We start from the raw sequence: 14909 nt of genomic DNA, 5'->3' as shown, positions 1-14909 counted from the left end.
AAACAATTGGAGAGTATTTATGAGTAGTTCACCCATACAGTGGGATGGTCCAAAGGATCCCTGGGTTCGCCTGTCCATAGTCCAGCGCCACAAATACCGTGGCGTAATGACTTGGTACCTGCGCGAAAATAACCACGGGCACATTGTTTACCGTTCACTAGGAACGACCCAAAAGTCGGTCGCTCAGCAATGCCTTCAAAGACTTTTGGTTCTCCGTTTTGCCTTTCCATGGGAAAAAACGGCGTCGATGGACATTGCCACCATGCAAAAAAGGTTTTGCGAGAGGCCTTCTTTAAAAGAGGATAGTGCAGAGCAATATCGCATAGTGCTCTCGCATTTTTCTGGCTGGTGCACGAACAGGGGAATTTCCGACGCATTGAAGTTTAGTATAGAAGATGCCCAGGCGTACTATTCGGAGCTGTCGGGAAAATCGGCCAGACATCGTTGCCGCATGTGCGGAGTTTTCCTCAACTGGGTTTATAAACACTGTAAAGTCGAAAAAGTCCAGCCGTTCAAGCTGATAGAATACAGAAAGGTCGCCCACCCTATAAGGGACTCGTGGAGCAGCGACGAGATTCGACGAATTGTCGAAACGGCTCCCGACAAAGACATGCGCATGCTTTGGGCACTTATGGCCTACGCCGGTTTACGCATCAACGAAGCGACCAATCTCACAGACGGAAACATTCGCGACAACGCCATTTTTATTATAGGCAAGGGGGACAAGTCTGCCGTTTTGCCAATAGGAAAGCGTCTTGCGGACGAAATGAACTTGCACGGGCCTCTCGGAGACGGGTTGCACATCAGCAAGCAACGTTCCATACGAAGTCTTTGTAGGGTCTGCAAAAAACTGCATATTGATGGCTGGGCGTCGAACCACAAGTTCAGACATAGTTTTGCGACAAACCTTGCCGCACACGGTTGCCCCGTGCCAATAGCCATGCGGCTGATGCGGCATAGTTCAAGCGCAATGACTCTCGATGTGTACACCCATGTGTTGCAGAGGGATCTTGTGGAATGGATCGATTGTTGATTTTTAGTGGATGCTTAACAAAGGGGCCTGCGCCCCTTTTTTTTGTGCTCAAAAAGAGCCCCCCTTGTACCCGATAGCCTGATTTATAGGGCATCGGACATACAATCTATTTTAATTTCGGCTTTTTAGACCGCTTCACAATGTAAAAAATGGATGTTCCCCTATGCCAAGAATGCATACTGACAAATATGGCTATACCCTGATTGAAGTCCTGGTGGTTGTCATTATCATGGGCATTCTTTCGTCGATGGGAGTGGTCGGTTTGCAGGGGGCCGTGGCAAATTCCCGAGTAAAGGATGCTGCCATGAATACGGCCGCCTTTTTGGAGCGTGTTGGTAACCAGTCTAAGCAACAATCTGGTGCGGTATGTTTGGCGATTGCCCCTGGTAATCCGCAGAAATTGCTTGCCGTTAAATCGAAGGGAACGGATTGTTCAAATGAAAATAAAATAGGCGGTGGATCGTTGGATTCCATTGTAATAGAGGCCCCGTCGCAATTTGTCGAGAACAAGTCTGGAACCTGCAACTTTGTGGGAGATGTCGATATGACGGGGACAAATGCCGTGTTTAAGCCCCGTATTGGACTTTCATCGGTGCCAGCGGGTGTCGTGTGTGTGCAATACGGCAGCGACTTGCGTTTCGGACTCGCCCGTAAGATTACAACGTCGAATAGCGTAAAGGCTTTTTGGAAGATTGGTAATGATGACGGAGCCGGTGGCTGGAGCGAACTGTAGGTGGTGTTATGGTGAAGATGTGTGGACAATTGTGGGGGCGCCAGTCCCGTAAAAAGAGCGGCTTTGGCATTACCGAGGTGTTGATAGCGGCCGCTGTTCTTGGCTTTTTGTACATGGCGGTACTCAACTTGCAGGAAGGTAACCACGATGCCCTGTTGCGAATCCGCGGCCGCGATGGGGCAACTGAGGTCGCCAAGGAAATTATAGACTCGCTTAATTCGGGCGGAATAGCGAACCTTGCCGATGACCAGCTGGCGCTTAGTGATTGTGGGGGCGGGGTGCATTGCCTGATGCTTGCCAGAAAAAGTGACGCGGGTCTTTTGTCTCCGGATACGCTCAGGTATTCACGAACCTGGAAGGGGCAGCCTGGTGTGATCGAGCACGACATGAAGGTGGACTACAAGGCCGTGGTCAAGGTGTCGTCTGACGATGAATTTAGGTCTGCGAATACATCATACCTTTTAGGTGGCGACAGCGTAAAGCATGTGTACGCCAAACGGCTCGATGTTACGGTTTTCTGGAAGTTCAAAGGAGCTGAACAGTCCATAGCGGTTTCGGGGGTGATCAAATGATTTTCGGAATCCGGAAAAATTCTAAATCGGGCTTTACCTTGATTGAACTTTTAGTCTACATGGGAATTGTAGGCATTATTGTAGTTATTGCGGGTGAGGCTTTCAGCAATTCGACCAAGTTCCGCATTCGTACCGACAACATGATCAGGGCAACTCAGGAGGCCGAAAATGTCGGTACCCTGTTTAGGGAAGATGCCGCACAGATGGGAGCAAAGGCGTCGGTCGATGTGAGTGCCACGACGGACAAGGGCTCCGACAAGTTTGTCGATCCGACAAGCCCCTATATCAGTGATATTGACCGACAACTTTACCGCACTATTTATGACAGCGTGTACATGGACCCCGATACGGTGCTTCCGCACAACCGGGACTCTTCGTCGTTCCTGATTTCGACAACGAACGGCTTTAGCGACTTGAGGCTTAGACGCGTGCGTTACAACGATAACGGTGGCTACGAAGCCGTTGAAGAAGTCCACTGGTTTGTAGACAATGCTGCATCGCTCAAGCGTTCGTGCAGGACTATTCTTGGCACGGCGGGCTCCGGCTGTGTACTAGAGGGCCGAGACGAAGCTGATGCCCATGCGGTTACCATGGCGACCCATGTGCGAGAATTTTTGGTAAGGGCGGCAAAGCCCGATCTGTGGGGGAGCGATTCCTTGATTTTCCCGAGCCATGTCTGGAAACCACACGACGATTCTACGGCGGTGGCAAAGTACTTCCGCCTGATTCCACGCAAGGCGAATGTTTCTGGTGTAGATGATTTAAGGTACCATGGGGGGTATTCGGTAAACCAGACGGGAGAAGCCAATGGTGTGGATACCGAAATTTCACTTTCGAATTTCAAGGTCAATTACAATTACGACACGAGTGAACCTATCACGGATAACGATTCGGTAGATCAGTTTATTGCAGTAAATGCTCCTGTAAATGCGGTGGGGGCAGACCCCACCACCTGGCAGGATTTTTGTCGAATTTGGGGCGGACCCAAGAACAAGATGCTTTCGTTGAAAAAGGACGCCACCTACGAGATTTCGTTTGAAATCCCCTACATTAAGCCGTTCGGTACCTTGGGAATCAACTTCGATGTAAATGCCTGGGTACCTGGACTCGATCACATGTCCATTGGATTCCGCGATGTGGAATCGGGAACCATCCCGAAGGTGAACGGTAGATATGTGGTGGATGACTTCATGTTCTATCCGCCCTATAACGCAAACGGTTCTGGCAAGCGACGCATGCGCTTTGCGGTTCCTGTAGATGTGAACTCGGTGTGCCTAGCGCTCACCTTTGCCCGTTATTCGCCAAGACGTGCGAACGAACAGGCCGTAAAAATCAAGAACCTGGAACTCAAGCAGGTTGCAGGAGCGAACTACGATTTTGACGAAGGATACAATCCCGAGAATACGAATTCCCTTTTGGGCCCGATCAAGCGAGACAAAAAATTCGTTCGTGCCCTTCAAATGAAACTGCAGGTTTCTCGCGGAGCAAAGAATAACCAGTCCGGTGAAACCGGCAATGTAGACATTGTGGTCCCTATACCCAGCAATGGGCCTAGCCACTAGGAGGACTTATGAAAGTGGAATTTGACATGTTGCGTTTAAAGCGTGGTGTATCACTGATCATGGTACTCATGTTTATGCTGATTGCAACCATTGCGGCCACCGCCACCTGGAAATGGATCAGTAGCGAAGGCAAATCCAGTAGCAGCCGCATGTTGCAGAACGAGGCTCAGCAAAGTTCTATTGCGGGTATTGAGCATGCCCGTGCGTGGATGACTTTTAATGCGAATGAAACGGGCGCATTGCTTAGGCAGTACCTGTACAAACCTAGTGGCGTGCGCAAGAAACCGACAGAAAGGACGCCTATCAATATCGATGCTCAGGTCAGGAGCTTTTCCAATGGGGCCAAGCAGGATCACCATGTGTGGCTGATGGAGGCAAACACCGATACGATTCCATACAGGGTGAAGATTTTGTCCGAAGGTGTGTCTAGGAATGGTCAGGCACGCCATACGGAAGTTGCCATTTTCAAGATATCGGGACTTTACCAGGTACTGACCGATACGACCCATGTTGAAACCCACATTCCGATTAATTTTGAGTACGCCTACTTTGGCGGCAGCTACAATGGTGCGGGTGATTTGTCCATTACATCTGCTGTTGTGAACGGCAACTGGCAGGGAAACCCGCAGAGCATTTCGGGTAATTTTATTGTGACGGGAAACGCAATTCTAGATGGTAACAATGCTACGGTGGGCCCTCTGATGTGCGTTGGCGGAAGTGCTAGCCTTGGAAACCAAGGTATTACGGCGCAGGATATGTATATCGATGAACATATAAGTCCGTTAAAAGGTCATATTACTGGAGACGCATATTTTGGCGGCACGGTGAAACAGTCGAATACAGGGGCGATTGTCATTGACGGAAGCGCTACGGTTATGGGTACTTTCTTGTCGAACCAGGCGACAAACGATTATTACACTCAGATTTCGGGCAACCTTTGCACGGGTGACAGCGGCATGATTGTTTCGAAAGGAGAAACTGGTGACTTCTTGGTGGGTAACGATGTATGGATGCCCGGCGACTTGAACCTTTGGTTTGGAGAAGTGCTTGGCTCGGAATGTTCTTGCTTTAGTGATGTGTGCGTTTATAAAAAATGTAGGTGCAATGGAGCCGATTGCAAAGAAGGAACCGAAGGCGCCGTCTGTGAAGAAGCCGTATACAATGGAAACTGTAATGACGGTGACTGGCTGAGCCATTTCTCCTTGACGCTCAATCCCTCCGAAGACAGAAGATGGTATAAGCTGAGAAAGGCAAAACGAGCTGTCGCGTGTACTGGCCCCGACCATGAAATAGTCGGTTGCAAGAATTACACTCTCTACTCCGATAAAACAAACTATGAAATAGCTTCGAATACGCACCCAAATTGCAAAGGCAATCACAGTCAATGCGCCAAGTTTATTCTCGGTAATTCCAACAAGTCCAAGGCCTACATCAAGTCGAGTCAGCCTTCGGCGAATTACAACAGTGTGCTGATGGCGAAGGTGTTTGATGAACCTTACGACACTGACAATTATGGTAATAAACCTCGCAGCTGTAAAGCGGGTGTAACCATTACGGATTGGTGGCATAATACTCAGGGAGTGTCTTGCACCAAGCAGTACTGGCATACAGGCGAGAAAAAGGAAGACCAGTATAGATACCGTCCATACGGAGAAGCGCCCGATGGCCCGGAAAACAAGAAAGGAAAAGATCCGGCCGATACGCTCTACTACATGTATTCGATGCCCGAAGGCACAACAGATGTTGGCTTTGATAGCTATCTGGATGATTACTGGTTTGGAAATAATACCCATTTGTGGAGTTACTTTGTTGATTTCACTGAAAAAAGCAAGGCGACGGCATTTACCAATTCGTACCATACAAATAGCGATGGCAATCACCCTGCTTTTGTTGAGACAGCCTCTCCGATTGACTCTTATAATTCGACAAATAAATACTACCGTCTGTTGAACTATACTGGCAAGGAAACATCGACGGAAAGATCGAACAAGATAACGGGTACACCCTATTGCAAACTTGCTCCGGGAAAGAACTGGCGACCGCAATGCGGCGTGAATTCCTGGTTTGTTAGCAAGGGTACTGTTTCGACCAATATGAACATTTCGAACAAGCCCGCCTGCGCAGAAGATGTCAAGTCTGCCTGTCATTCATTCTGGGAAAAGTCCGACAAAGGCTGCGACGGAGCCAAGTACCTGGTGAAAGACCCGATTGTGACGGCGAAGGCTAAGTTTGAGCCTTATGCTGATTACGGCTGTGCAAAGGGGATCAAGACCTACAATACAGATCTTGTAAGCCAGTTGAATGCCTGCTATAAGCGCAATGTTGACAACAACTTGAACGACTCCCTGTATAACGGGTTCTTGGTGGTCAAGGTAAAGGGTGGTACCAGTTCGACAAACCCCGGTGGAAAACTGAAGGGCAAGTTTATCGTCATTGCCGAAGAGCCGCTGTATACCTCTTTCATGGACACCGAGGACGACAGCTATGTGTTCTACTACATGGAAAAGGGCATCAATACGCTGAACGATGCGACTCGAAAGAACACCTTCATCTATTCGGATGGACATATTGGCTCGGGTAACCAGTTCAAGCTTACAGGAACTATTTATGTGACAGCCTCCTCTTGCGAAGGCATGGATAAATTGCAGGGATCCACTCTCACATACGATCCTGTTGTGACACAGGTGCTTTCGAATGCGTGCGTCATTTGCTCTAATGACGGTTCTGTTTGCGGTTCCAAGTGTGAAGGCAACAGCGGTGGCGGGGATCCTATCAATCCGGATAATCCCGAAGATGACATCACGACTGCGGCCGATTCTATCTTGGATCCTTACTTTATATCGAATGCGCCGCAGCTCAATGTGACGATAGAAACGCAGTACCAGTCGTCGGAACGGTCGCCCACGGCAAATACGGACGAAGACTTGACTCCGTCGTTTATCGTGCTTCCGCGAATCGTCCACTTGTGTACAGATGCCAGTGGCAAGTTGGCGGATTATTTCAATGTGGTTCCGCTGAACGGCGCAAACTTGACTAAGTCCGACGCCAATGTTCAATGTTCTCCGTCGCTCAATGTGAGCTCAAATCTGGTCAGCGGTGGCGACACCTTGGCCCAGGATGTTTACAGGTGTACAGCGACACCGACAAACTATTCTGCGGTACCCTTCTATGTGTGGGTTTACGGATCCTGCGCCGAAGATCCGGCAATTCGGTTTGAGTTCCCCCACATTGATCTGATTGAAAATGAAGATGCCGAGATAAGGGCTCTTATTCCGCCGACTGGAGTAACGCTTGCAACCACATGTCCCCCGAAGCCGAGTGAAGCTTGGTCCATTGTCCGGTCGGCACAATTCGTGAGCGAATCTAACGGCATTTGCACCTTCAATTTCCCAGGAACGGGATCTTCTGAATATAAGACTCTGTTTACTGTCAGGGTGTCGGAGAAGGTTACCGAGGGGATGGCGTTTACGCTTCAAATACGCGATGGCTACAGGCTCGAAGAGCCTTGGACGACGACCCTTGGCATGTCCGAAGTCACGTCGGAATGCCGAGATCCTGCAACGCCCGAAGAAATCTCTAGTTTCTGCAGCACGAATCCTGACAAGTGCCCTCCTGTAAAGTATCGTTCTTATTGGAAGGATTGTCCGAACGACGACAACGATATCATTTGGGTGGTGCCGGAATGGTCGCATGGCTATACGACTGGGGCGCCTCCTAACGACTACTGGAAAATCATGGGCGGGGACGGAATCCTGAAACTCAAAGAAAATCCGGGAACGGGCTGCATTGTTATCATTCCGGCTGAAAATAACTCGAAGGGCCCCCCAATTCCGGAAGATCCTGAGAACACATCTTGCTTAAGGGCTTCGGGCAAGACGGGGTGGCATAATGTCAAGCTCCAGTTCGTGGGTGATGTAGAAAGTGGAAAAAATCCCTTTGTCCACTACAATACCGATGAATTTGCTGAACTTTGCCACTACGACGCAACGGACCATTCCTGTACATATCCCGTATTTGATGGTTCGAAGGTGAATCTTTCTATTGATAAGGAAGATGCTCAAAATAAGGGCTTTAGCTACTGGAAGTGTACTGGAGCTTCTTGCCCGACAACGGATGCAGTCGGCAGTGCCGATTTTGGAACAACTGGATTCACGGTAAATGACGATAACACCATTATCGAAATTCACTTTGGTGAACAGGATAAGCATTGTTTCTTTGACGAGTTCCGCAGAGGTGATATCAACTGCAATGTTGTGGGACTTGATACGGCTCAATACTGCATTGACGACTGCATGACCCATTCTGCAAACGATAAAATTTGCACGGGCGCAAACGATGACCATGGCGTGTTCAAGAAAGCGAAATGGCACCTGCTTTCGGGCACCCTTGCAGACATTGCCACAAGTCAGTATCCCAGCTATATTACGGCTGCAAGTACAGCCCCCGATACTGGCGTCAAGGTCATAAGCACCGTACAGGCGGGCACGCACGGCACGCTCCGTGCGCTTGTGCAGGTCCCGCACCTGAAATCGAACTTGGGACGCAGCTCCAACCGAATTCGGCATTCGGGCTTTGTGCTGCGTTCGAATGTCGTGGGTGACGAATACCTGATGCTGAATGTCTACGAGAACATGTCCGGCCACCTCGAAGCTCAGGTCTGTAAGCATAATACATGCCTGGATCCGCAGGAACTCAAGGACTCTGTATACAATAACCCCTTGAGTCTTTCGACATCGAGCCTGGTGATGCTTTCTGCAACGCTAGCCGGTGAAGATTCCCTTGTGGTAAGTGCGTTCTTGGGCGACTACTACTATGGTAGCAGCTACACGGGCCCGACAAAGTACAAGACCCTGTTTAAGCTTAGTCCAAACCATTCGTCCGAAACATTCAGCTATGTAGGCTTCAAGCTTGCCGATAAGGACTTCAAGCTTTATGGTATTGGATGGCGCAGCGACGATTACAATTCGGAATGCTTTGATGGCCCTCCGATGGTCAGTTGTTCCTATGCCGCTGTTGCGGTAGATGGAATTATTGAAACGGGCAAGCTGACAAAGCCATGGGTTGGATATTCCGGTTGGTTCGACAACAAGAACTGTTCTGTCGAATACTGGTATTACCATGGTACCGACGTAGAAGGTTGCCCGGCAGGTAATGTCAGCAACATCTGCGGAACAGATGGCTATAACTTTATGGCTGGTGATGAAGCCGGGCAACATGGCTACATAGACCCCATTACCCATGAAGACATTAAGACTGCCAAGGTGAATATGTCTTGTGGTCACGACGACAACTCCGTGTACGCCTGGAGCGAATCTGCGGACCATACCCATTGCGGCCCGTTCTGGACTGGCGAATACACCGAATGTAAGACCGATATCGCAAATCTGTTGGGTGGCGAAGTCTCCCTTAGTTCTGATGAAAACCGTCCATTTATGTTCGGCGAATCGAAGAATTTACGTGGCGAGACATTGGTCATCGAGCTACAGAACGAAAGCGAAGTAGAAGTCAACCTGGAAGTTGCCTTGATAAGCAAAAATACCGATTGGAACGGTGTTGAAGTGGTGAGTCGCTCCATAAATGTTTCTGGCCATACCAAGAAAATCTTCTCGCCAAACATAAATGCTGTTGAGTCGTTTGCGAACAATACGACGACTGGGTTTGACCCGGAGCATGTCGTTGGAATCTTGTTCACGAACCATTCTGAAGCCGCCGTGGTTGTTGCAAATATTAGCGCCATGTGTAAGAATGCCATTCATTGCGGCGATCATTGCTGCTCCGTGGAACTGGTGGGTGAATCGACTTGGCAGGTGAAGGTGCGTAGTGATGGACAAAATATGAGTAGGGTCGGAAGTATCGACGTAACCGTGGATGTCGATGGGTCTACTGCACCAAGCCTTTCTACGACGGCTCCTTGCCCTGGTTGCTACACTATCAATATTCCGGACGCAGATATCTTTAAGAACAAGGGGAAACCCTACCTGTTCTACGCGAAACTCAATGCTACGGATCCTGAATATGCCGCTTCGTTGAGTGAACCGGAAGCATGCGGTTCGATCACTCCGAGCGGGATTACCTGTACTCCCAAGACGATTGCAGATATCAACAGCGGAGACTCGTGGCCATTATTTGAAGTGACCTTGAATCATTGTCCTTCGTCAGATTGTAAATACAATGTGACAATGGGTAAGGGTTCGCTTACGGAATATACGGTTGCGACGGGTGTGGAGCAGCCAAGTGGCAACCACCAGTATAGATACGAAGGGGAGCCCATTGAATGTAACGATGACGGCGGCTGTGTTTACACCTATCTATTGGAAAGCACGGAATCAGACAAGCCGTTCTCTTGTTCGCAATCATTTACGGTGCGAAAGAAAGATGCTCCTGTTGAGCTGAGCTTGGATTGTTCCTTGAGCGATCAAACGGGTGTGCCCGTGAACACTCCGATGACGACGTCGGGGACCGTTACTGCTACAGGTTGCGAATCCGGATGTACGTGGACGATTACCGATAATGGTACCGAAGTAGGTAATGGCACTTATGGAGAAACTCCGTATAGCTTTACTGGAGCAACGAGTGCAGGAACACATAGCTATGTATTCAATGTAAAACGTACTTCGGACAATGCTGAACAGAGCTGTACGGCATTCAGCGTGGAGTATGTTGAAAGTAGTAGTGATGTGTTTGTTTGTGAATATAGTGGTACTTCGGGTGGTAAAGTACAGGGTGGTGTTGGCAATCAAAACATAACTTCATCCACAGCCCCCCATCAGCAGTATGACCTGTATATTGATGGAGAAAAGAAGGTCTCTGGTACGTGGGGTCTTGGTTTTAACTTCACAACTCCGACATCGCTTGGTAATCATAGTTATAAGGTTACTAAAATGGGAGAATCGGCTACTCAATGTCATGGATCTTTTGAAGTTGTACAACCGTTACTATGCGAAGTAGCGAATGAAGTTGAATTGAATGTTCAAAATACATTCAAGGTTTCTGTGATGTCTGGCTTTAGTTGCTCGAATTGCACTTATACCAATGTTGATTGTGGAAGTAGTTGTGGTGGCGTTGGGGTGTCTGATTATACATTTACGCTAACAAATTCAACTCCCAAGGAGTTAAAAGCTTATTGCCAATGCAATGATAACATATATCAAACTTGTAAGCAGACAGTCCAAGCAGAAGGGGGTGGCTCCGGCGGCGGAGGCTCTGGCGGCGATGAGTCGAATTCTGTCACTGTTGAATATGGAGTGTATATAAAATATGAGGCTGGTGAAACATATGAATTAACAATGGCTGGTGGAGGCAAATTCCGTTGCACCTATAATCAGCAGTCTTCTGCTGTCACAATAGGAACATTTGGTGGAAGTTCGTTTGGTGCAGAGGCGAATCAATCCCAGGCAACAGCAGACAATCCAGGTTCGGGCACTAAAGTCACATTTGTTGTTGATAATGATATATCTGGTTCATTGAAGTGTGCTAACGACTGGTAATGTTTTAATATCAAATTACACAGGGCTCCCCTCACAAGGGGAGCCTTCCCTTTGCTCCCCATAATTGCAAAATCTCACACCCTGTCTCGGTGGGGTGTTTTTACAATACTTTTACAAACGAACCCTTGCCAAATTCCAATCCTTTTCTAATTTCCATCTGAGCGTCCGAAAACCTCCGAAACACCTGTGAAATAAACAGGTGTTTTTTTTCATCAAGGGTGTTCTCTGCCCTACAACGAACGGAGGTTCATCATGAATAGAGAACAGTACGCAGCCATGCTGCAAAAAATCAACGAAACCCGCGTTGCCAACGGAGATGTTGCCGCTTGCATCGAGGAATTCCGCAAGAAGTACAAGTACGTCTATGTCTACAACGATTCTTGCTTCAAGAAAATCTTCGGAGCGTATGCAAATCGAGACATGGCAGCAAGCTTTTTAAATGCCGTCCTTAAATTGGAAGGCTCCAACTGTATCCGTAGCTTGGACTTCATTGATCCTTCGGTTCCCGGCGGACCGTTCGTCAAAAGCGTTACATCGGATTTGGTGGCCTTGAACCAGGACAAGAATCGAATCGTCATTGAAGTTCAACACAAAGGCGACGACTCCTTCAAGGATAGGCTTGTGTTCTATACGGCTTGCCACACCTTGCAAAACAAAGTTCCAGGACAAATCTACGCGCTCCGGAATATGGATTTTATCGCGCTTCAGATGTTCGATTCCTATCCTGAATCCAATGATTACAGGCACTGTGTGCAGCTCAAGAATCAGAACAACGAGGTCTTCTTTGGCAAGCACATGCTCACAATCGTCGAGGTTGCCAAGTTTATCAAGGGCGATTACAGAATGGATGAAAGTCGGCTCGCCTGCTGGCTGCGGGCAATCGAGTGCATTAACAATGAGCAGGATCTTGACGAAAACGCCTTCATGGCTAATGTGCTCCACTTGCAAAATGCGGCAAAGTTGTGTAACTTTGATATGGGATTCCTTGTCTCGGAGGCTAAATTCATGTCTGACCAAGCATATACACTGGAGATTGAACGAAAAGAAGCGCGCGCTGAGGGTCGTGCCGAAGGTCGTGCTGAGGGTCGTGCAGAAGGTCGCGCTGTGGGTCTTGCTGAAGGTCGCGTTGAAGAACGGCGTGAATTGGCAAAACGCAAGCTGCAAAAGGGAACCTCTTCGGTCGAAGAGATTGCAGAGGATTTCTCCTTATCTGTTGATGAGGTGATTAAGCTGAAAAAATCCCTAGGATTATAAATTCCCTAAATCGTGTTCAGGAATGCTAACCTCCTGAACACGACGCCTTTTTTTAACATAATTTTACGGGTTAGGGCTTCATGAATGTAAACGTGTTGCCTTTTACCCGCATTTTGTCACCAAATTGTCATTTTTTTATTCTATATTCCCTTTACCCCGCGAAATGACTCATGGGGTACCCTGCACCGCGGTGTCGGGTTGAACTTAGGGCTTTAAGACCCTCGAACCGAAATATATAACGGAAACTACATATTATGGATTTTTCTGCAATTATTGCCGAAGAGCTTAACCTTGAAGTATGGCGCGTCGCGAAGGCGCTCGAATTGATGGACCAGGGTGGTACCATCCCCTTTATCGCCCGTTACCGTAAAGACCAGACGGGCACGCTGAACGAAATTGAACTGCGCGATATCAGTCACCGTCGCGACTACCTGCAGGAACTGGTGGACCGCAAGGAAACGGTTCTCAAGAGCATCGAAGAACAGGGCAAGCTTACCCCCGAACTCAAGGCGCAGATTGAAGCCTGTAAGGACAAGACCCTCCTCGAAGATATTTACGCCCCGTACAAGCCCAAGAAGCGCACCCGCGCAACTGCCGCCAAGGAGCTCGGTCTTGAACCGCTCGCTCGCCTGATGTGGGCGCAAGAAGAAACCGGCAACACGGCAGAACAGATTGCCCTGATTTACCTTTCCGAAGAAAAGGGCCTTGCCGACCCGAAGGCTGCCCTGAAGGGTGCCGCCGACATTTTGGCCGAAGAAGTGGCCGACAATACCGAATTCCGTCAGTACCTGCGTAACAAGATGGAAAAGACGGGTGTCATGATTTCAAAGGTCAAGAAGGATTTCGAAAAAGAAGAGACCAAGTTCAAGGATTACTACGACTACAGCGAACAGGTGTCCAAGATTCCGAGCCACCGTATGCTCGCGCTGCGCCGCGGCGAAAAGGAAAAGGTGCTCCGTCTTTCTATAGAAGTGCCGAACGAAGAAATGGTCGGTTATCTCAAGACTCAGATTATCAAGGGCAACACCACCTGGACTCCGTACCTAGAAGCCATGTGCCAGGATGCCTGGGAACGCCTGCTCCAGCCGAGCATGGAAAGTGAAGTGCGCCTGATGCTCAAGGACGCCGCCGAAGAAGAAGCCTTCAAGGTGTTCAGCAAGAACCTGCAAGATGTGTTGCTCGCAGCACCTGCCGGCCACAAGGCCGTGCTCGCCCTCGACCCGGGTTTCCGTACGGGTTGCAAGGTGGCTGTGCTCGACGAGAACGGCAAGTTCATGGACCACGGCATTATCAAACCGCACGAACCGTGGAACGACAAGGCCGGTGCCGCCGTTTACCTGATGGGCCTCATCGACAAGTACAAGATTGACCTGATTGCAATCGGTAACGGTACCGCTAGCCGCGAAACGGACGCCTTCTGCGCCGAAATGTCCGCCAAGTTCAAGGGCAAGGTTCCGCCGCGCGTAATTGTGAGCGAAGCGGGGGCTTCTGTGTACAGCGCAAGCATGATCGCTATCCAGGAATTCCCGAAGGAAGATGTGACGACCCGCGGCGCCATCTCCATTGGCCGCCGCTTGCAGGATCCGCTGGCTGAGCTCGTGAAGGTGGATCCGCAGTCCATTGGCGTGGGCCAGTATCAGCACGACGTGAACCAGCGCGAACTCAAGAAGCGCTTGGACGAAGTGGTGGAAAGCTGCGTGAACATGGTGGGTGTCGACGTGAACAGCGCTTCTGCTCCGCTGCTGTCCCATGTGGCGGGCCTCAGCAATACTTTGTCCGAAGCGATTGTGAAATACCGCGAAGAAAACGGTGCCTACGCTAGCCGCGAAGCCTTGAAGAACGTGAAGGGCTTTGGCCCGAAGGCTTTCGAACAGGCTGCAGGCTTCATGCGCATTCCGGGTGCCGAAAACCCGCTGGACGATTCCGCCGTTCACCCTGAAAACTACGCCCTCGTCGAAAAGATGGCCGAGAAGGCCGGCGTGTCGGTGAAGGACATGGTGGGCAACGCCGAAGCCGTGAAGGCAATCAACCTCGAAGAATTCCTCTCCGATGAAGTGGGTAAGGCTACTTTGGATGACATTATCAAGGAACTCCAGAAGCCGAGCCGCGACCCGCGTAAGGAATTCCGTTACGCCAAATTCGACGACAAGATCCGCACCATTCAGGACCTGATTACGGGCAGCTGGATGGAAGGTGTCGTGACCAACGTGGCAAACTTCGGCGCCTTCGTGGATATCGGTGTTCACCAGGATGGCCTCGTGCACGTTT

At 49.5% G+C, this 14909-nt stretch carries 7 protein-coding genes; all 7 read left to right on the top strand.

Going from position 1 to position 14909, the window contains the following annotated elements; all coding sequences use genetic code 11:
* Nucleotides 1–376: 376 nt before the first annotated feature.
* Nucleotides 377–1033: a tyrosine-type recombinase/integrase gene (locus ACKI61_RS06540; RefSeq protein WP_407456955.1), complete on the top strand. Its 657-nt coding sequence runs from the start codon at nt 377–379 to the stop codon at nt 1031–1033.
* A gap of 163 nt (nt 1034–1196) precedes the next feature.
* Nucleotides 1197–1766, top strand: coding sequence for a Tfp pilus assembly protein FimT/FimU (locus ACKI61_RS06535; protein WP_407456954.1), 570 nt, complete (start codon nt 1197–1199; stop codon nt 1764–1766).
* An 8-nt stretch (nt 1767–1774) separates the two neighbouring features.
* The gene (locus tag ACKI61_RS06530; RefSeq protein WP_407456953.1) at nt 1775–2338 is read left to right on the top strand and encodes a type II secretion system protein; all 564 of its coding nucleotides are present in this window, start codon (nt 1775–1777) and stop codon (nt 2336–2338) included.
* Nucleotides 2335–3900, top strand: coding sequence for a type II secretion system protein (locus tag ACKI61_RS06525; protein ID WP_407456952.1), 1566 nt, complete (start codon nt 2335–2337; stop codon nt 3898–3900). Before ACKI61_RS06530 ends, ACKI61_RS06525 begins: the two co-directional genes overlap by 4 nt.
* 8 nt (nt 3901–3908) lie before the next feature.
* Nucleotides 3909–11387, top strand: a complete 7479-nt coding sequence (locus tag ACKI61_RS06520; RefSeq protein WP_407456951.1) for a hypothetical protein — start codon at nt 3909–3911, stop codon at nt 11385–11387.
* Nucleotides 11388–11639: 252 nt separating this feature from the next.
* Nucleotides 11640–12641 carry an Rpn family recombination-promoting nuclease/putative transposase gene (locus tag ACKI61_RS06515; protein WP_407456950.1) on the top strand — a complete coding sequence of 334 codons (1002 nt, stop codon included), beginning with the start codon at nt 11640–11642 and terminating at the stop codon, nt 12639–12641.
* A 254-nt stretch (nt 12642–12895) separates the two neighbouring features.
* A partial coding sequence (locus ACKI61_RS06510) for a Tex family protein (RefSeq protein ID WP_407456949.1) occupies nt 12896–14909 on the top strand: 2014 nt, incomplete at its 3' end.

Origin of the sequence: Fibrobacter sp. (genome assembly GCF_045601785.1) — a bacterium.
Lineage (GTDB): Bacteria > Fibrobacterota > Fibrobacteria > Fibrobacterales > Fibrobacteraceae > Fibrobacter.
Note: the sequence above shows the minus strand (reverse complement) of the source record. Positions and strands in the feature narration are given on the sequence as shown.